The sequence below is a fragment of the Streptomyces sp. NPDC088387 genome (genome assembly GCF_044753385.1).
GTDB lineage: Bacteria > Actinomycetota > Actinomycetes > Streptomycetales > Streptomycetaceae > Streptomyces.
Genome location: NZ_JBIVNC010000003.1, coordinates 22,363 through 41,971 on the forward strand (window position 1 = coordinate 22,363; position 19,609 = coordinate 41,971).

The 19,609-nt window shown below is 68.9% G+C and carries 12 protein-coding genes, 1 tRNA gene and 1 pseudogene; 3 read left to right on the forward strand and 11 right to left on the reverse strand.

The annotated features are described in order from the left end of the window. Positions 1 to 135: 135 nt before the first annotated feature. From ACIQAC_RS08270 to ACIQAC_RS08285, 4 genes are all read right to left on the reverse strand, one after another. Entirely contained in the window at positions 136 to 1,278 is a 1,143-nt protein-coding gene (locus ACIQAC_RS08270; RefSeq protein WP_402188256.1) for a PP2C family protein-serine/threonine phosphatase, read from the reverse strand. 153 nt (positions 1,279 to 1,431) lie between these two features. Continuing rightward, positions 1,432 to 1,505 (reverse strand) — tRNA-Met (locus tag ACIQAC_RS08275). A 108-nt stretch (positions 1,506 to 1,613) separates the two neighbouring features. Continuing rightward, complete coding sequence (locus tag ACIQAC_RS08280) at positions 1,614 to 2,825, reverse strand: alginate lyase family protein (RefSeq protein ID WP_402189256.1); 1,212 nt, start codon at positions 2,823 to 2,825, stop codon at positions 1,614 to 1,616. 136 nt (positions 2,826 to 2,961) lie between these two features. Further along, complete coding sequence (locus tag ACIQAC_RS08285; RefSeq protein WP_402188258.1) at positions 2,962 to 4,092, reverse strand: dihydrofolate reductase family protein; 1,131 nt, start codon at positions 4,090 to 4,092, stop codon at positions 2,962 to 2,964. Between the two features lie 118 nt (positions 4,093 to 4,210). Between ACIQAC_RS08285 and ACIQAC_RS08290 the strand changes: the two genes are divergently transcribed. Both ACIQAC_RS08290 and ribA read left to right on the forward strand, forming a co-directional pair. Beyond that, complete coding sequence (locus ACIQAC_RS08290) at positions 4,211 to 4,732, forward strand: MarR family winged helix-turn-helix transcriptional regulator (RefSeq protein ID WP_402188260.1); 522 nt, start codon at positions 4,211 to 4,213, stop codon at positions 4,730 to 4,732. Between the two features lie 137 nt (positions 4,733 to 4,869). Beyond that, on the forward strand, positions 4,870 to 5,535 hold the full coding sequence (ribA, locus tag ACIQAC_RS08295) for a GTP cyclohydrolase II (RefSeq protein ID WP_402188262.1): 666 nt from the start codon (positions 4,870 to 4,872) through the stop codon (positions 5,533 to 5,535). A 25-nt stretch (positions 5,536 to 5,560) separates the two neighbouring features. Here ribA and ACIQAC_RS08300 read toward each other — a convergent pair whose 3' ends face one another. From ACIQAC_RS08300 to ACIQAC_RS08320, 5 genes are all read right to left on the reverse strand, one after another. After that, on the reverse strand, positions 5,561 to 6,112 hold the full coding sequence (locus ACIQAC_RS08300; protein ID WP_402188264.1) for a hypothetical protein: 552 nt from the start codon (positions 6,110 to 6,112) through the stop codon (positions 5,561 to 5,563). Between the two features lie 116 nt (positions 6,113 to 6,228). Continuing rightward, entirely contained in the window at positions 6,229 to 8,283 is a 2,055-nt protein-coding gene (locus ACIQAC_RS08305) for a DUF6571 family protein (RefSeq protein WP_402188266.1), read from the reverse strand. Next, the gene (locus ACIQAC_RS08310) at positions 8,280 to 8,756 is read right to left on the reverse strand and encodes a hypothetical protein (protein ID WP_402188267.1); all 477 of its coding nucleotides are present in this window, start codon (positions 8,754 to 8,756) and stop codon (positions 8,280 to 8,282) included. Before ACIQAC_RS08310 ends, ACIQAC_RS08305 begins: the two co-directional genes overlap by 4 nt. A gap of 246 nt (positions 8,757 to 9,002) precedes the next feature. Then, on the reverse strand, positions 9,003 to 10,418 hold the full coding sequence (locus ACIQAC_RS08315; protein WP_402188269.1) for a cytochrome: 1,416 nt from the start codon (positions 10,416 to 10,418) through the stop codon (positions 9,003 to 9,005). Then, on the reverse strand, positions 10,415 to 11,113 hold the full coding sequence (locus ACIQAC_RS08320; RefSeq protein ID WP_402188271.1) for an alpha/beta hydrolase: 699 nt from the start codon (positions 11,111 to 11,113) through the stop codon (positions 10,415 to 10,417). Before ACIQAC_RS08320 ends, ACIQAC_RS08315 begins: the two co-directional genes overlap by 4 nt. Before the next feature lie 273 nt (positions 11,114 to 11,386). On the opposite strand from ACIQAC_RS08320, the pseudogene ACIQAC_RS08325 reads away from it, so the two are divergent. Further along, positions 11,387 to 12,248: pseudogene (locus ACIQAC_RS08325) on the forward strand (site-specific integrase). A gap of 135 nt (positions 12,249 to 12,383) precedes the next feature. Here the strand turns inward: ACIQAC_RS08325 and ACIQAC_RS08330 are convergent. Together ACIQAC_RS08330 and ACIQAC_RS08335 are read right to left on the reverse strand one after the other, a co-directional pair. Beyond that, positions 12,384 to 12,785 carry a DUF5958 family protein gene (locus ACIQAC_RS08330; RefSeq protein ID WP_402188273.1) on the reverse strand — a complete coding sequence of 134 codons (402 nt, stop codon included), beginning with the start codon at positions 12,783 to 12,785 and terminating at the stop codon, positions 12,384 to 12,386. After that, on the reverse strand, positions 12,786 to 19,415 hold the full coding sequence (locus tag ACIQAC_RS08335; protein WP_402188274.1) for a polymorphic toxin-type HINT domain-containing protein: 6,630 nt from the start codon (positions 19,413 to 19,415) through the stop codon (positions 12,786 to 12,788). It lies immediately after the preceding gene. Between the last annotated feature and the right edge of the window lie 194 nt (positions 19,416 to 19,609).

The window sequence follows — 19,609 nt, forward strand, 5'->3', positions numbered from 1 at the left end:
CCAAGCGGTTCCACTTGATCGTTAACGCTTTCCCGCCGGACGTACGGGCCATGAGCGGCGAAAATCGGGCGAGTTGACCACGCCACGTATGTCACAAGAGTTTTGACGGTGACTCAGATGTTATGCGGAGGGCGTTCACTCACTTACCGGCTGTGACGAAGCCCCCGTCCGGCGTACGGCGAGCAGTGCCATGTCGTCCGTCATCCGGCCCCCGGTGTGCCGCCGCACGTCCTCCGCGAGCGTGGTCAGCAGATCCCCCGGCCCCGCGAAGACCCGGCCGGACAGCCGCTCCTCGGGCAGGAAGAACTCCCCGCGCGCGTCCCGCGCCTCGGACACCCCGTCGGTGTACAGCAGCAGCATGGCCCCGGCGGGAAACGCGTACTCCTCCACCCGGTCCGGCCAGTTGCCGAGATCGCCCATCCCGAGCGGCAGCGCCGGCTCGGTGGCCGGCAGCGGCCGCAGCGCGCCGTCCGCGTACAGCAGCAGCGGCCCGGGGTGACCGCGGTTCACGATGCGCAGGACGCCCTCGCCGTGCGGGAGTTCGGCGAGTACGGCGGTGGTGAACCCCTCGACCGCGTCGAGCCCCGCGCGCCGGTCGCCCTCGCGGGCCAGCGCCCGCTCCAGCCGCCCCGCGACCGCCTCCAGGGTCGCCTCCTGCTCGGCCGCCTCCCGGAACGTCCCGATGAGCACGGCCACGGCCGCCACCGCGCCCATGCCCTTGCCGCGCACGTCCCCGACCAGCAGCCGGACCCCGGCCGGGCAGTCCTGCACCGCGTACAGGTCGCCGCCGATGAAGGCACCGGCCTGCGCGGCCTCGTAACGGACGGCGATCTCGAACCCGTCGATCCGCTCGGCGGGCTCCGGCAGCACCGCCCGCTGGGCGGCCTCGGCGATCTGGCGGGCGGTGGCGAGCCGTTCGTCGCTGCGCCGGACCAGGGTGTTGATGAGGAGGGCCAGCCCGGAGACGGTCAGCACGGTGATCGTCTCGGTGACCGACTCCGCGCCGAGGATCACATCGAGCCGGAGATGGATCACCGCCACGGTGATCACGGCCGCCAGGCCGGTGAGGATCGTGTACCGCCGCCCGAAGAGCGGGGCGGCGACCAGGGGCGCGGCCGTGAAGAACGGGACGGCGGTGAACTCCTTCGGGGTGAAGTACTCGTACATCGCGCCGCCGACGATCAGCAGCACCGGCAGCAGCCGCACAAAGCGGCGGGCGTACGAGATGTGCCGCTGCGGTACGGGATACGGCCCCTCCGTCACGGGGTCGGGAGTCACCTCACCAGGGTTGCCGCAGCGGGGTCGACGGGCCAGTCGGGCGGGCCGACCGGATGACCCGGTGGAAGATCACGCGGGGACGCACGCGGATCGCGGGGGAAAACACTCAGGGCCCGGAATCCATGATCTGGATTCCGGGCCCTGAGTTTTCAGTAGCGGGGACAGGATTTGAACCTGCGACCTCTGGGTTATGAGCCCAGCGAGCTACCGAGCTGCTCCACCCCGCGCCGTTGTGACTTCAGTGTACGCCATCCGCGGGACCAAAAGCACACGCGTTTACGCAGGCCACCGCTGCCCCTCCGGAAAACCCCGCGGCCTGGCGGGCGGGGCCGTGCTCAGTCCCCCGGATTGTCCGCGTGCGTGAGGGTCTCCCAGGCGACGAAGAGGTCGTCGGTGCCGGCCGGGCGGGAGCGGTGGACGAGCCGGTGCGCGGCCGGGACCGGGGTGTCGAGACGGTTCTCCAGATGGTTGAGGGCGACCTCCAGGTCGGGGCCCATGTCCCGTTCGACCCGGCCGCCGCACAGCCACCCCGGCGCCGCCCGGCCCTCCTGGTACGGGGCGTGCAGTGCGAGGGCCGCCCGGAGCCGGTCCTTGGCGTCTCCGTACAGGTCGACGCCCTGGTGCCAGGCGGTCTCGGCGATATGGGCGGTGGCCGCGACGGAGTGGCCGACGTGCGCGAAGTTGCGGCAGGTCTCCTGGGAGAGGCCGTCCTTGAACGCGCGCGGGCGGAACCAGAACGCCTTGAGCTGCTTCTGGTCCCGGATGCCGGAACCCACCGGGCTCTTCGGCAGCGGGCCGTCCTTCGCCAGGTAGAAGACGGCCGGCACCCGCTCGCGGAACCGGGTCAGGGCATGGTCGAAGGTCTTGTGGTCGTCGAGGAAGACGGCGATCGAGATGGCGGCGTCGGCGGTGACCAGGTCCCAGTTCCCGTTGCGCTCGGGCACCCGCTTGGTGACGTACGGCAGATGCGCGGTGCGCAGCATCCCCTCGAACCGCCGCACCCGGTCCTGCGGCCAGTCCGCGCCCGGGGTGTGCCGGACGATCTCGGCGGCCCGCGCCCAGGTACTCCCGGCCCACCCGGCCTGGAGCCCGGCGTTCACCCGGGTGTGCCGCTTCAGCTTCGCCGACCAGGCGTCCATGATCTCGGCGGCCTTCGTGGCGTGCTGCCGCTTGCCGGTCACGGTGAACAGCAGGGCCTGGGTGTACGCGGCGATCGCGTCCTCACGCTCCTCGACACAGCCCCGGCCGGGCAGGTCACCGGCCGGGCAGGAGACGGTCGTGTGCGGCTGGGCCCGGTACTTGTACGACCCGTATCTGCTGTCCCGCATGTCGAGGTAGGCCCTCAGCCACGGCTGCTTCCCCGCGGTGACCTTCTCCCGTACGGCGTCCAGCTGGGCCCTGTCCACCAGCACGCCGGGGTGGGTGAACGCCTGGTCGGCGGGGAGCGCCCGCGCCATGCTCCGCGACCCCGACTCGGTGCCGCACGCGGCGAGCCCCGTCGCCGCCAGCACCACGCCCACCAGCACACGTCCGCCCACGACCCGCATCGCGACCTCCACCTGATCCACCGCCCACGTCACAGGCAGCGTGCCCCCGGGCACGGGTGCCCGCAGCAGATGTTGGGCCGTATGGCAGGCGCGGAACGGGACGGACGCGTGTGCGCCCCTCCCCCGCGGACACGGCCTAGCCGAGCAGATGGCGGTTGGGTGCCTTGGCCTCGTCCGCGTACTCCGGGAGTTCGAGGACCGTGGCGCCCGCCTTCGCCAGGAGGGTGTTGCCGTCGGCGTCCGGGACGAAGGTGTCGGGCTCGCGCCAGGCCGTCACCACTCGGCGGACGCCCGCGTCGAGGATCAGCCGGGCGCAGGGCGTGGGCCGGGAGGCGCGGTGGGCGCACGGTTCGAGGCTGCTGTAGACGGTCGCGGACGCGAGGCGCGGGTCGGCGGGGCCGATCTTCGCGAGGGCGGCCTCCTCGGCGTGCACCACGGGGTCGCCGTCCTCGCGCGAGTGGCCGCGGGCCAGTTCGGTGCCGTCGGCGGCGACGACGACCGCGCCGACGCTGAACGCCGTCCGCGAGGGCGGGCACTTGGCCGCCAGCTCGCAGGCCAGCCGGAGCCAGTGCCGGTCGGCGGCCGACGCGACGGCTCCCGTGCCGGGCGCGGTGGGCTCGTAGCGCATGAGGACGACGTCCTCGATGCGGCGGGTCTCCAGGAGGCGGAGGCGGCCGCCCTGGTAGGCGCCGGGGCCGAAGAGCCGGGGGGCGGTGGGTTCGCCGACGAACAGCGGGGCGAGGACGAGGTGCAGTTCGTCCGCGAGGCCCTGGGTGAGGAGCTGGGTGTGGACCCGGCCGCCGCCCTCGACCATCAGCCGCCGCACCCCGCGCCGGTCGTGCAGATGCTCCAGTACGGCCCGCCAGTCCAGCTCGGTCCCGAGTGGTACGACGTCGGCGGCGAGGCCGGCCCGGCGGGCGTACTCGGCGCCCTTGTCCGTGGTGTAGATCACCTTCTCGCCGCCGGTGTGCCAGAAGTTCGCCGCCGGATCGAGGTCGCCGGAGCCGCTGACGGTGACCTTCAGCGGGTACTCCGGCCGTCCGGCGGCCACCCGCGCGGCGCGCCGCTCGGGCGAGTTGACCAGCAGCCGGGGGTTGTCGGCGCGGATGGTGCCGGCGCCGATCAGGATCGCGTCGACGGACGCCCGTACCTCGTCGACCCGGTCGAAGTCGGCCGGGCCGGAGAGCAGCAGACGGTCGGGGCCGGTGTCGTCCAGACAGCCGTCGAGGGAGACGGCGGCGGAGAGGAGGACGTGGGGAAGGGGCATCGGCGTTCCTCGGGGCGGGCGGCGGGGTGTGGTGGGTGGGGTACTGCGGGTGGGGTGTGGTGGGCGGGGTGTGGTGGGCGGGCTTGGTTCAAGTTTGAAGCAAACCTACACTGGTCGTATGACGACTCGCTGGCTCACCCCGGAGGAGCAGCGCGCCTGGCGCGCGTACATCGGTGCCTCCCTCCTCCTGGAGGACACGCTCGACCGGCAGCTCCAGCAGGAGGCCGGCATGCCGCACCTGTACTACTCCATCCTGTCCCGGCTCTCCGAGGCGGACGAGCGCCGGCTGCGGATGACCGATCTCGCGCAGTTGCTGAAGATCACCCGCAGCCGGCTGACGTACGCCGTCACCCGGCTGGAGAAGGACGGGCTGGTCCGGCGCGAGGACTGCGCGTGGGACAGGCGGGGGAGCGTCGCGGTGCTCACGGACGAGGGCATGACCGTGGTGGAGCGGCTGGCGCCGGGCCATGTGGACACGGTCCGTACGGCGCTGTTCGACCACCTCACACCGGAGCAGGTGGGTCAGCTGGAGGAGATCTTCACGGGCGTCACACGGGCCTTGCAGGGCGAGGATCCGCACCGCGCGCCGGGGGACGTGCCGTGGCTGCGGCGGTCGACGCCGTGCACGGGAGCGACGTAGGACACCTCGGGAGGCGGGAGAGCACGCGCCTTTCTCACCGGAATCTTGTTGCTTCAACTTTCAAGCGGACGTAGGGTCACGTCAGACGGACTGCTTCAAATCTGAAGCAGACCCCAGCGACGCGCCCGGAGACCCCTATGTCCGAGACCCCCGCAGCACCTGTGGTGCCCGTGACCCCCGCCACCGCCCGCACTCGCGTGCGGGTACCGCTGCGCTTCGGCGACGGGTACGCCGTCGACGCCGAGCTGGTCACCTTCCACGGGCTGGCCGACGGTCTGGAACACCTCGCCGTGGTTCTCGGCACCCCGGCCCCCGGCACGACCCCGCTGGTCCGGCTGCACTCCGAGTGCCTGACCGGCGACGTCTTCGGCTCCGCCCGCTGCGACTGCGGCCCGCAGCTGCGCGAGGCCGTCGAGCGCATCGCCGAGCGCGGCGGTGTCCTGCTCTACCTCCGCCAGGAGGGCCGCGGCATCGGCCTCTACAACAAGCTCGACGCGTACGCCCTCCAGGACCAGGGCCTGGACACCTACGAGGCCAACGCGGCCCTCGACCTGCCTGAGGACGCCCGCGACTACACGGCGGCGGCCCAGATGCTGCGCGCCCTCGGCATCGACGAGCTCGACCTGCTCTCCAACAACCCCGACAAGGCCGAGCAGCTGCGCGACCTCGGCATCACGGTCCACGACCGTGTGCCGACCGGCGTCTTCACCACCGCCCACAATGTGCGCTACCTGCGGGCCAAGGTGCTCCACACCAGCCACACCCTGCCGCTGGCCCTGCTGACGGAGCGCACGGCGGGCTGATCCGGGAGCCGCCGGGAACCGGCGTTCAGGCGGGACAGCCCTGTGCCTCCGCCGCCGCCGGGAACCACGACTTCAGGAACGCCGCCAGGGCGTCCCGGCGCTCGTCCGTCCCCGTGGGGACCGGATCCTCGCCCTCCAGCTGGACGAGCCCCACGAACTCCCGCGGTTCACCGCCTGCCGTGCAGCGCGCCATCGCCTTGGCGCCGCCGTCCGCCACCGCGGCCGTGTCACCCGCCCCCTCGACGAGGGCCGGGTCGCCGAGCCGGACCAGCCCCCGGTCCTCCAGGGACACCGCGTCCGTGCCCGGGTCCGTGACATCGCCGGCGAGATAGAGGACGAGGGAGTCGTCCACACTCACCCGGCACGACACACTGCCCCGCCCCTTGTCGGTACGGCTGTCGGTGAGCTTCCCGCCGTCCGGCAGCAGCGGCGAGAGCGCGTCCGGGTCCACCGGTACGTCGCACACCGTGCCCGGCACGGCGTAGTCCCCGGAGTCCCCGGAGTCCCCGCACCCGGAGGCGGTGACGGCCAGCACCGCGGCCGCCACCGCCGTCACGAGCGGACGTGACCCGATCATGAGTGGACGGGACCCGGTCACGAGTGGACGGGACCGCTTCCCGCCCCGCGAGATCACCTGCCCGCCCCCCGGGATCGCGTGCCCGCCTCCCGAGGTCACCTGCCCGCCTCGCGGGGTCACTTGCCCACCAGTCCCTGCGCCCGGTTGTTGCCGTCGAACGCGGCACCGTTGATCTCGTCGGTGACGGTGTACCGGTTGGCGCCGTCGAGACCGCCCGGGTTGGCGGCGATCCACTCGTCCGCCAGCGCCTGGAGCTGGCCCTCGCGGGCGGTGAAGGTGTCGCCTCTCATCCGCTGGTTCTCCTCGTTGATGCGCTGCGTCTCGTCGACCTTCCAGGCCTCCACGACGATGCCGACGCCCTTGTCGACGACGGGACCGGCGACGGGGATGTAGCTCACGGCCGCGCCGACCCCGCTCTCCACGAACTTCGCGGTCCAGGACGGGTCGTCCTTGTCGACCTCCAGCGCCTGGTAGCGGGCCTCCTCCAGGAAGCCCATGGTGGCGCCGGCCCGCAGCAGCGTCTCGCGCGGGTCGTCGGGGTGGTCGTTGCGGATGTCCCGGATGATCTCGTGGGTCAGACCCTCGTTGAGCATGCCGTAGGCGCCCTGGTCGCGGGAGATCTGCTTGGTGACCTCCAGGAGCTGCGCGCGGTCGAGCTGGCGCGGGTCGTTCGGGTCCGTCGCGTGCGCGCTCATCGTGTGGTGCACGGAGTCGCCGTGGTTCGACAGGATCTTGGCCATGTCGTCGCGGAACTCGGCCGGGAAGTCGTCCTTGGTCTCGGCGAGGATGCCGAGCGAGCGGTCGAGGACCTGGCGGTTGCCGTCGGTGTGCTCGACGAAGCGGGCGTTCGGGTCGTTCGGGTTCATGCCGGTGGTGGCGGCGATCAGGGCCCGGCCCGCGGCGTCCTTGCCCTCGTTGGGGCCGTCGTGCAGCGGGCTGTCGTCGAAGTACGGGCGGTCCTTGAGCACCCAGCGGGCGTTGTCCTGCGGCTGATCGTCCCGGAAGAACTCGGTCGCCGCGTCCGGGCTGTTGGACAGCGCGTTCATATAGCCGGACATGGGGTCCATGCCGCGTTCCTCGCCGATGAAGTTCGTCTTGAACGTCGGCTCCATCTGCCAGTAGCGGTCCGGGATCCGCATCTCCTTCTCCATCGCCACGAGCTTGTCGCCGTAGCGGTTGAGGAACTTGTCGTCGTAGTCCCCGGTCCGCATCAGGTTGCTCATGATCTGGAAGCCGTAGACGTCGCCGCCGCGCTGGGTGAAGCGCTGCTCGCCGTTCTGGATCATCTGGTCGGTCCAGTTCCGCATGGCGCCCGAGTCGGACTGGGTGGCGCCGGCGAGGGTGAGCCCGAGGTTCTTCTGCAACTCGGCGAACTGGTCCCTGCGGTCGTGCAGCAGCCGGCTGCCGTCCGTGGGGTCGGACATGTCCGCCCAGAAGTCGAGGGTGGCCTTCGGTCCGAGGGTCGTCGCGAACTTCTCCTGGAACAGCAGGTCGTTCTTGTGCGCGCCCAGCAGCCGGTTCATCTCGTCGAACTCCTGGGGCGACATGTCGTCGCCCTTCCGCGCCAGGTCCGCGACGCGCTGGGCGTCCCGCAGGGACTGCGCCGCCGCGTCCCGGTCGTCGAACGCGGCGTCGGAGAAGCCGAGTTCGGCCTGGCCGACGATCGCGCTCAGCGCCTCGGCGGCGGTGTTGTCGCTGTTGGTGGCGTCCTGGAGGATCCGCTGCACCTCGTCGCGCAGCGCGGTGACGTCCTCCGGCTTGTGGTCCGGGGGCTTGTGCCCCTCGGCCGCGCGGTCCGGATGCACGTTCATGGTGACCGTGAAGGACCCGTTGCCGGTGTCCATCACGGTGAGGTTCTTCTTCAGCCCGTTGTCGATGGCGGTCTTCAGCCGGTCCCGGTACCCGACTAGTTCGTCGTGGGTGTCCTGGAGGATGTTCCGTACGGTCTTGGCCTGGCGGTGCGCGTCGGAGAACTCGCCGGCCGTCTTGGTGATGAACTGCTTGGACACCTGCGAGTTCACCCCCGCCCAGTTCGCCTTGTCGGCGAAGCCCTTGAGTCCCTCGGAGGCCTCGCGCTGGAGCGCCTCCAGGTTGTTCATGAGCGTGGTCCAGTCCGCGACGGCGGTGGAGAGCTTGCCGAACTCCCCGAAGCGGAGGCTGTTGAGGTTCATCGGCCCTCCGGGTTGGCCGGGTTCTCGTCGAAGCCCTGGTCGAGGGTGGCGATCGAGCTGACCTGGCCGACGACGTGGTACTCGTCGCCCTGGTGCACCTTGCCGGAGAACTCCATGTGGTTGGAGATGTGCGCGCACGCGTCGATCAGCGAGGTGAGCTGCTTCTCCCACTGCTGGTCGACCCGTTCGAGCGCGCCCCCGAGGGCGAAGCCCTGCGTCTTCAGATCGCTCGCCGCGCTGCCCGTACTGGCGTCGGCGACCCGCCCCTGCTTGCCCAGCTTGTCGAAGAGCTGGAACGCCCGGTCGCCGATCGCCGCCAGGTCGTCCTGCCCGACCTTCAGATCACCGTACGAGGTCTTGTTGGGCCCTCCGCCGCCGCTGCCCCCGTCGGGCGGCAGCTGGTTGAGCTGCATCCCGGTGGACCGCCGCTCGGCCGCCTCCGCCTTGAGCTGTTCCCATTCGTCCCACGCCATGGCCCCCGTAGCTCCTTGCTCTTTCCGTCACTCGTGTCCACCGGCTCCATCGGGTCCGGACCGCTCCGGCCGGTCACCTGCCGTGAGCGCCGCCGAACCCGCACAGCCGTACTTTCCCAAAGTGGACGCCCGGGATCGACGATTGGCTCCGAACGGGCCGGGATCTCCACACAGATTTCCCACAGTGGTGACGGATGGTGGCGGGGTGAGTGCGTTACGCCACTCCCGCGCGCCGGTGTCCGGGCGTCACCCTGCGTCGGGGCGGGTTTCCGTGTCCGGGCGGCGGCGCAGGCTCGCCAAAAGGCGCCAGAACGACGAGCGGGCGGGTTTCGCGGGCGCCTCGGGGGCGGAGACGGCGGCCGTGGGCACGACGGAAGCCGGGTCGGCGCCGGCAGGCGTGGGCACGGCGGGCGCGGACTGTGCCGGGATGTCCGCCAGGACGTACCGCACCGGCAGCGACCGCAGTCCGCTCATCAGCGGGGACGTACGCCAGGGCAGTTGGTCCCTCGGCAGGGTCAGCCGGACGTCCGCGAACCGCTCGAAGAGCCGCCGCACGCCGATCGCCACGATGCTGCTCGCCAGGTCCCGGCCGGGGCACTGGTGCGGTCCCGCGCCCCAGGTCAGATGGGCGCGGGTGCTGACCGTGGCGTTCCGGCCGGCGCTCCGCGCGAAGAGCGGGTCGGTGTGGGCGGCGGCCGGGGACACCATCACGGGGTCTCCGGCGGCGATGACGAAGCGGCCGAGCCGGACGGGGGCAACGGGGAAGCGGAACGTGAGGTTGTGCATGGGCGGGTTGGCGAGCGCCGCCCGGTTGACCGCCTCGCCGACCATGCCGGCCGACAGGCTGGCCCGCGCGCCGGTGTCGCCGGTCAGCACCTCGACCACGGCGTTGCACAGCAGTGCGCCCACCATGTCCGCGGTGGTGCACAGCACCAGGTACAGCTCCCAGGCCAGTTCCGCGGTGCTCACGGAGGGGTCCTCGGCGAGCCAGTACGAGGGGATGTCGTCGCCCGGCCGGGCGCGCTTCTCCAGGACCAGTTCCTGAAGGGCGCCGATGAGCCGGCCGATCGCGGCGGGGGCGTCGGGTCCGGCGTCCAGCACCCGCCAGACGTCCATGGTCACCTCGTCGCCCTTGGCGTCGGCGAAGCCGAGCAGACGGTTGGTGACCATCAGCGGCAGCGGGCGGGCGTACTGGCCGCTCAGATCGGCGATTCCGGTGCGGCCGCCGTCCTCGGACAGAAAGGTGATGAGCTGGTCCGCGTACCGTGTGATCAGGTTCTTCAACTGCCGGGCGCTGGGGCGCGAGACGTCCTGGAACGGCTTGACGGCGCGTTCGAACGACGCCCGCGCCGCGCGGTGCCGGTCGTCGTCGAAGAAGACCATCATGTCGCACTCGAGTGCGGGCAGCATGGGCCAGTCGGCCGGGATGCGGCCCTCGTTGTACGCGCGCCAATGGCCGAGGCTCTTCTTCCACCGGTCGCCGTCCCGCAGGACGGTGAGCGACTCGTCGTAGCCGAGCACCAGCCAGACCGGCAGGCCGAGCAGGTCGACGGGGGCCACCGGCCCGTACCGGCCGCGCAGTTCCTCGTGGATCTCGGCGCGCCGGATCTCGTAGTCGTGGGTGAGCAGCGGTTCGACGGGAACCGTTTCGAGCTGGGTCACCGACCGAGTTCCTCACGGAGCAGGGCGGCGAGCTCGGCGGGCCGGGACAGGAACGGGGAGTGCGAGGCGTCCAGCCGCCGTACGTCCCGGGCCCGCCCGGACATGGCCTCCTGCGCGAACGGCGGGATCGCGCCGTCGGCCTCACAGATGACGTAGGTGCTCGGCAGCGTGTGCCAGGCGGCCTGCGTGAGGGGCTGGGAGAACGCGGCGAGCGACTGGAGGCCGACCTGGGCGACGGCCCGCGCCCGGAGCCCGGGCTCCACGTCACCGTAGAAGACCTGCTCGGGATCGAGCGCCGCGACGGTGCCGTCGTCCTCACGCACGTCCCACCACGGCGGCGGAGTACCACCGACCGCGGACAGCACCGACTCGCCGGCGTCCAGCTGGAAGGCGCAGAGGTAGACCACCCGCCGCACGTTCGCCGCGGATCCGAGCGCCTCGGTGACGGGGACACCGCCGTAGGAGTGCGCCACGACGACGACCGGCCCGTCGATCTCCGCGACGGCGTGGGCCACGACAGCGGCGTCGTCGCGCAGGTCCCCGAGGGCCCCGGCGTCACCACCGCCACCGGTGCCGCTGCTGGGCAGCGCGACGGTCCGGACATCGACGTCCGGAAGCTCGTCGATCAGCTGCTCCCAGCACCAGGGACCGTGCCAGGCCCCGTGCACAAGAAGAAGAACAGGCAACGCACTCATCGAGTCTCCATTCGGCCCCGGCGGCGGTGTGGATGCTGTGCAGATCATGCCGAAGAAGGTCACCATCCCACCGGCGGGGCCCTCGACGCACCTCTCGGGCACGTCGACGCGGGGTGCTCCTCCGCCGCAATCCGGGGCGTTCGGTTGAACAGTGACTGAGCGGAATGGCCCCGCCGGGGCACCCCCGGGAGCCGTTGCGCTCTTCGGACGCTGAACATCACGCCCGGACCCACAGCCATCCTCGCGCGCCACCGTGTCGGCGTACGTGACAACGTGGCAAACGACGACCTGGGGCAAACTCTCCGACGCCTGCGCCGCCTGGCCTCCCTGACCCAAGGGGAACTGGCCGAGCGCTCGAACGTGTCCCTAGACGTCATCCGGCAGCTGGAGCAACGCAGAAAACACTCGGCCCGTGATGAGCCCCCTTGCTGTGCCGTCGGGCAGTGCTGCCGCAAGGTGCTCCCGCCGCTGACGCTCACCTACATCCACTCCGTGCTCAAGTCCGCCCTGGAACCCGCCGTCCGCGAGGAGGAGATCCCGCGCAACGTCGCCCGCAACGTCCGCACCGGCCGAACTCGCCCTCCACACCGGACTCCGCAAGGGCGAACTCCTCGGCCTGCGCTGGGAAGACCTCGACCTCGACGCGGGCACCGCCGCCATCCGCCGCACCAGCGCGGGCGGGCTCGTCACGCTGCCCACCAAGACGCGGGCCTCCGAACGCCGCATCGCCCTCCCCAGCCGCTGTGCCCAGTCCCTGAAGCTCCACCGCGATCAGCAGAAGCGCGAACGCGAGGTCGCAGGCTCCACGTGGCAGCACAACGGGCACGTTTTCACCACAGCGCCGGGCAGACAGATCGACCCGACCAACCTCACCCGCACCTTCACCACGCTCCTCCGCAATGCCGGCCTCCGCCGCATCCGATTTCACGACCTCAGGCACTCGACCGCGACCCTGCTCCTGGAGCAGGGAGTCGACCTCGTCGTCATCAAGGAACTCCTCGGCCACGCCCACATCGGCGTCACCGCCGGCGTCTACGCCCACGTCCGGCTCCGCCTCGAGCGCCAGGCCATCGACACCCTCGGCGACGCCCTCGCCCCGCGCGACAACCCGCCCACTGCTGCCGTCGTCCGCTGACGTTGCCGTCACGGTTGCCGTCAAATGCACGGGAGCCTCCGCCGATTTCCATCCGACGGAGGCTCCCAATTTACGCCCGAGCGAACTCAGAAATCCTCGACAACTCACCCCTCAGTGAACCGAGGGAGTTGGCCCCTACGACAAGTTATGCCAGGCGTGACTACAAGCTCCTTGGCACTCTATTTCTCTGCGTCGCGTATCAGCCACCGCGAACGTGGCCATGAGGACTCGGAACGCCTTCAAATATTCTTGCTGTGGCAATCTTTCAATCTTCCCAATTTGTTCGAGGATCGGCTCCCGAACAATGAGAACCGCTGGGGTCATGGTCGCCTTGACCCCTGATTTCTCGAGACCCTTACGCCCATCTTCCACAGTGACATGAGCCTGCATCAGATAGAGGGCGATCTCATGCAGAACGGACCTCTGCTCCTCTGGAGCGAACGCGGAGAACCACTCCACGCCCTCCTCCAGACTGTGCAACTCCTGGGCCACCTCGTTGATCATGCGTTCTGAGGCCCGCAATTCGGTCACGGTCACTTACCCCCTGGGCTCGAAGACCACGTAAGGCCTATTCCTGTCCAATTCCGTGTACTGCTTGGCGTTTGGATTGTAGCTCTGGTAGAAGTCCCGGCCACGCCCACTTCCGCCCTCTCCATCACCCATCCCCTGAGGAAGAGAGTTCTTGACGCTACTACGGGCCCGGGACGGACCGGTCAATATGTAATCCCAGTCAGAAGTTGGATTGAGCTTCCCGTTGCCCGCTCGGCTCCCGACCACAATGATCGTCTGACCTGTCTTGTCGGCAGCATTCTGGATTCGCCTCGCATCATTGGGCCTGATACCCGCCTCTGGCGCTGTTCTAAAGCCAGGGCCACACCACTCACCGGAATTGTGCACAAGGACCGGCGTAGCCCCCGCCAGTACATAGTACGAGTGCACCCCAGAAACCGTGAGGTTGTAGGTGGCCGCTCGCTGGGTGAAGGATCGGTTGGCCGTGACGATCACGGTGTCGGCATCGTCGGTGAGGAGCGACATGCCGGATTCGAGCTGGTGGGCCTCGACCCATCTCCTCTCGGAGGGGGACCAGAACGGGTGCTCGTAGGTCGCCGTGAGTTGCTCGACACCCTCGTCGGTCGCGATGGAGAGTTCGTTGAACTTCTTGTCCTCTTCAGTGCGGATGAGGCGCGTTACCTCGTGTGAGCCTGTCTCACCCGTCTCTGGGTCGGTGGCGAGGATCTTGTCGCCGACCCGGACATCCTCTATGTCCTTCGTCTCGCCGTCGGCCATGAGCACGTCCGTACCTGCGAGGAAACACTGTCCGCAAGTTGGTTTCTTTCCTCTGGAGTTCGCACGCTTCCCAAGACCGCCGCGCCCTCCTACTCCCGTCTCGCTTATCCCGGCTACCGCATTGGAAACGAAGAAGTTATAGAAGAACTTCTTCTCCGAAGGACAACCAGTGGCATTGCAGGCGTCGAGCAGCGCCTTCTGCACGTCGTTCTGCGCGACCGGAGAGTCGGGATTGTTGAGATGGAAGTCGAGTCCGTAGTACGACACCCGCTCCAGCTGCGCGTAGAAGTGCTGGGCGAACTGTGCCGTACCGGACCACTCGGCGGGAATGTGCACTCCCGGCAGCAGAGTGACATAGCCGTCGCCGTTGACATCAGAGCCTTGAGGACCCTCGTCCTGCCATGTGACGTTCCGATCTCTCTGGTTGGTGTTCGGGTGACCGGGGTTCGTCACGCCGTCGCCGTTTGAGTCGTTCTTCGGGCAAGGGACATCGAATCCAGGTCCGCACGCGATCTTCCGGCCGTCCGGGTCGGAGAAAGTGGCCGGGTTCTGCATTCCGTACGAGTAGCCGTTGAGCGTCTGGGGCAATTCGAGCTGAAGCACCGGGTCGACGCTGATGAACTGGCCGGTGGAGGAGTCGTATTCGCGAGCCCCGATGTGGGTCAGTCCGGTGCTCGCGTCGGCCGACATGCCGAGAAAACCCTTGTCGTCCGGCCAGACGCCGGTCATCTGGCCGCGGTCCGCACCGAAGGGAGTGGTGTAGCGCTTGCTCAGCCCCTGGGTGGCATCGGCGGTCACGGCGACATTGCTCGTGCCGTGGTGGTCGGAGGAGAGGAAGCTGAGCTTCTGTGTTCCGGACTCGTTGGTCCGGAGGGCGATGGTGGAGCCGGCGGCGCTGTAGTACCGGTTAGCCCACTTCTTCCCGGTCTTGAGATGGACTTCGGTGGAGCCGAGGTACAGGACCGTCTCACCGCCGGGGGCGTTGTCCCGCCGGATGAGGAGAGCGCCGTCCGCGTCGTAGAGGTAGTTGGTGGAGGTGGCGGATGCGTCGTCGGTGAGCCGGGCCAGCTGGCTCTCCTTGCTCCAGCCGAGTGTCTGCGTGGTGGTGGAGCCGGTCTTCGCGACGCGCTTCTCGGTGTTGCCGGTGTCGTCGTACGTGTACTGCGGTGTGGCGCCGGTGCAGTTCCCAGCAGTGGTGGTCGCCGTCAGTGCGTGCGGCTTGGCGGGGTCGTAGCAGTACGTCGTGGTGACGGGAGTCGTTCTGTTCTGGCGCTCGGTCTTGCGCTGACCCGAGGTGGTGTAGGTGTAGCTGGTCCAATAGGGCGCTGGGCCGCCGAGGTTGGTGGTGGTGCGCCCGGAGGGAGAGCAGTCGGCCGTCCTCGGGGTCCAGGCTTCGCTCAGACGGCGGTAGTCGTCGTACGTGAAGCACTGGTTGTCAGTGCCCGTGCCGGTGTTGGCGCTGTCGGAGATCGCGGTGACGTTGCCGGCGTCGTCGTAGGTGTAGGCGAGGTCCTGGACCGGGCCTCTCGTCTGGTCGTCGACCGAGGCGTTCAGCAAGCGGCGGGTGCCGCTCTCGTAGGTGTTGGTGAGGAAAACCCGCTTGGTGCCCTCGGCGGTCGAGGTGCCGAGTTGTAGCTGGGCCACCTGTCCGAGTGCCGTGTAATCGGCGGCGAGGAGATATCCCGAAGCGCCGGAGAGTTCGGTCTGGACCCCCGCGCTGTTGTAGCGGTGGGTGAGCAGTTCGGAGGCAAGGCCGGCTGCGGCGGGCTCCCGCGTGGTGGCCACCGTGCCGTCGAGGCGGTATGCGGTCTCGAAGGCGGTCGTGGCGGTGACCGCGCCCGAGGTGACCAGAGGGTCGTCAGTCGGCAGGGTCAGGCTCGTGGTGGTGGGGCGGTACAGGTCGTCGTAGGCCGTGACGGACTTGGTGTAGCTCTTGCCCGTGTTGCCTCCCTCGTAGCGGATCGACGCGCTGGGCTGGCCCTTCATGACGGTGTCGTAGGTCCACGCACTCAGCTGGTTGGTGGCGGTGCGCGAGGTGTCCCACAGTGCCGTCCTACGGCCGAGTTCGTCGTAGGAGTTGAGAAGGAGTCGGTTCTCGGCGTCCTTGGTGGTGTCGATCTGGTCGAGATCGGTGTAAGTGGTGGTGGTTGTGCCCTTGTCGGGGTCGACAGACTTCACCTGACGGCCGTGCAGGTCGTAGGTGTAGGACCACTTGGTGTTGTCGGGGCCGGTGATCGTCTCCGGCTTGCCGTCTCGCGTGTAGGTGTAGGCGACACGAGTGTGGGCTGTGCTGGTGACAGCGCCGTACGCCGTGTCGTTCGGCTGGGTCCCGGCGTAGGTGCGCGTCTCCGTTGTGCGACCGAGGTGGTCGATGATCGTGCGCGTGGCGTTGCCGCCCGCGGGTGCGCTGGTCGCTGTCGAGTCACCCGTGTGAGTAGCCGTGGTTTCCCACTTCTTCACGCCACCGACGAGGAAGGTGGTCGTGGTCTGCCGACCGGCGCCGTCGTACTGGGTCTCGGTCTCGGCACCGCTGCCGCCAGGCAGCGAGGCGTAAGTGCCACTGGGGCTCTTGAGGTTGTCGTAGACATCCGTCTGGGTCCGGTGGGCAAGGCCGCGGCTGTCGTAGCGCGTCTCGGTCAAGGTGCGCCCGCCCAAAGGAGACGGAGCTTGCACCTGGATCGGGCGGAGCTGTGCGTCGTACAGGGAGTACGTCGTGGAGTAGTTCGTCCCGTCGGCTTTGAGGGTGGCCACCGAGGTCCAGGGAGCCTTGTCGCGGGCGAGACCATAGTCGAACTTGGCATTCGGGCCGGCGCCGCCGGACTTTGAGCGGTTGGGCAGCCAGGTGGCGGTGATACGACCCAGCGCGTCGTAGGTGTGCTCGGTGCGCTTGACGTTGGCATCGAGTACGTAGCTGACAGCGCCGCGAGCCGGGTCGTAGCCCGTGGTCGTCTGGTGGGTCTGATTGTTGGACGCGAGCTTCGGTGCCTTGACGACCTCTGTCGTGAGTGGCCCGGCGGTGGCCGGGTAGTACGTGGTCGTGGTGCTCCGGCCCTGGGCGTCGGTGACGGTCAGGGGGCGTCCGAGTCTGGCTGTCGTGGTGTCGTAGGTGGTGGTGTTCACCGTCTGCCAGCCGGTGGCGGTGGCCGGGTCGCGGTCGGACGTTCCCGAGGCAGCGGGGTACGCCTTGGCACGACCGGTCCAGGTGGCGAGTCCCAGTGAGGGAACCTGATCGGGTGTCCAGCCGGTGGCGTTGGCGGTGTCGAAGACGACGGCGCTGTCGGACAGGACGTCACCGCGGCTGTCGGAGTTGCTCGGCAGCGTGAGGGTGCTGTCCGTGTTCGCGCAGGATTTCGCCACCGTGCGGTTACGTGACACCAGGTTGGTGAGCCCCTTGCCGGGATTGCGCGCGTACCAGGTCCGGGTGCACGTCTCGTCCCCGGTGGCGGACCAGTTGCCGTGATCCTCGACGTGGGTGGTCATGCCGTAGGTGGTGTCGTGCGTGTAGGAGGTGGCGGTGGTTCGCCACTTCTTCTCGGCCGTCAGATACGTGTGGTTGTACGTGCGCGCCGTTCGGACGAAGTAGGCCACGGTGTTGGCGTACGACTGCTGTTGGCTGGCGGTCTCGTGCGACCAGTGGTTGTTGACGGTGGTCGTGATCGCCGTGGAGGCACCGTTGTAGGTGATCTGCTGACGCAGTTGGCCGGCGTACCGCTCCAGATCGTCCACGTCGGCGATGTTCAGGTCATCGGTGGTGGTCGTGGAGTCGTTGCTCAGGTCGATGCCCTTGACGACCGCAGTGCGCCTGGTGCCGTCCTTGCGTTTGTCCCCGTCCATACCCTGCATGTAAAGGCTGACGGACTTGGACCTGGTGGTCCCGGCATCACCCGTGTAGGTGGTCACCTTCTGGTAGCCGCGCCAGGTGGACCAGGTGCGCTGGCTCTCCTTGGTGAACGGGTCGTCGTTGTAGTGCCACCCCGGAGTGGAGTACTCGTAGGAGAGTTGAGTGCCGGGGTTGCCTGCGGCCGGGTCGTTCGTGGTGATGGAGGTGACGCGGTACTTGTGGAACCAATCCAGGCCGGGGGCACCGCCGTTGATGGGCCAGTAGACCGGATAGCAGGAGAGGCTGTTGTTGTCCTCGGCCGTGGGCATGTTGCTGCCGCGCACACACTCCGGCGAGGAGAAGGTGACGGAGGTGATCGCTCCGGTCTCGCTGGTGACGGAAGCGATCCTGGGCCGGGTCAGGGGCAGGATGTCGTCGGTCGGGGAGTCGACCCTGTTGGGGCGTTGCTGGTAGGTGAAGTCGATCGGGGGCACGGAGAGTGCCGTGCCGCGCCTGCCTGTGCGGGTCAGCGACGTGAGGGTGAGGACTTGGTCCGAGCTGTTACCGATGTCCTGGCCGTCGAAGAATGCCTGGTCCAGTGTGTAGGTGTCGACCGATTCGAAGGTGTCGGGCTCCGCGGCGCGTGACCAGAAGTAGGTGTCGATGCCGGCCAGTCGCTTGCGGGTGAAGAACGACGGGCCAGTTGCCTGGCAGTCGGTCTTGTCGGCCGAGCAGATGCTGTCGAAGGGGATGTCCGGCCAGTTGTCGGCAGTGTCGGCGGTGAGGGAGGAGCAGTTGGTGAAGCAGCGTTCCTTGTAGGTGAAGGCGACCTTGTTGGATGCGGGGGCGGTGAACAGTGCGTCCTCGCGCAGACCGTAGAGGACCTCCTTGAGGTGGCCACCGCGTGTGTACTGGGAGAGGGCGGTCTTGTCGCCGTTCTTCGCGTAGTGGTTGCTCTCCGCGGTGTACCAGTAGGTGGCCGCGTTGCCGTGGACGTCTTGGACCAGATCGAGGTTCCAGCGCCACGCCTGGGTCTCGGCACGCCCCTCGAACTGGGTGTCCTTGTCGTAGCCGGGTTCGCCGCTGTCGTCACCGAAGACGGGCACGGTCCAGGCCGAGTTGGTGCGTTCGGTACCCGCGCCGGGAAGCTTGTTCAAGCCGAAGGTGTAGGTCGTGCCGTCGCCGGTGGTCAGCTGCCAGTACTCGCCGTTCGCGTCACCGTTGTCCGCATCCGTAAGGCGGACGACCTTCGAGGCGTCGTCGTCCTTGAGACGCCACACACCGGTGGCGTCGTTCTTCACCAGCTCGGTGGCCTTGCCGTTCAGTACGAGGGAGGCATTGTCGAACTTCCAGCACAGGTCGAACTTGTCGGTCTGTTCGTCGTCCTCGCACGATCCGTAAGTGCGTTCGATGTACGAGGACGTGAGTTCAAAGCCTTCTCCCACCAGGGAGGACTGGTTGTTCGTGTTTGCCGTACGCCCGTCTGTGCCCCCCGAGTCGTAGGACAGAGCCAGCGACGGTGCCGGGCCGGCTGCCGCCGGAGGGATGGTGATCGGGTACGACCAGGTGAACGCGCCCGACGAGCCGCCCGCCTGCCAGCTTGCGGACGCAGCGAGCGGGGTCGCCTTGAAGTCGCCGGCGCCGGCGGGGGAGGCGGCTGCCGAGGTGGCCATGAGCGCCATGACCGTCGGGGCAGCGTCCGTCGCCGCGGCGATGCTGGTCCGCGCGGTGACGGTCTCGGCCTGGACGTCGTTCTCGGAGGAAGGCTCGTTCTCCATGGCCCGGCATCGCTCTTCGTCCGGGGTCGTCAGCGCGCAGGCCGGAAGGGCTACGAGCCCCAGGCGCGAACCCCAGTTACCGCCGATGACGGAGGCGAAGGTGCTGTAGTCGACGGCGACCTGCGCGGTGCCCGGTTGTTCGGCTTCGACCGTGAACACGACGCCTGTCACACCGGCGCGACGGGCGGTCTTCTGGTCCAGGACGGTGATCTTCACGTCGCCCGCCGCGTTCCCACGTGTTTGGCGTGACGACTCCCCGAACTTCACGGCAGTTACGCTCACGGGGCCGGCGTCCTGCCCCTGGGCGCTTGTCAGCTCGCCCTGAGTCGTGGATGGCTTGGGCCAGGAGGTACGACGCTCAGCGTCCGCCGAAGCGATCGAGCGCTGGTTGTCCTTCCACTGCTTCGCTCGAGCGGCCCGTACCTCGTCGGTCTTCGGCGTGGTTCCTTCTACTACGCGGGTCGGCGTAACGCGGG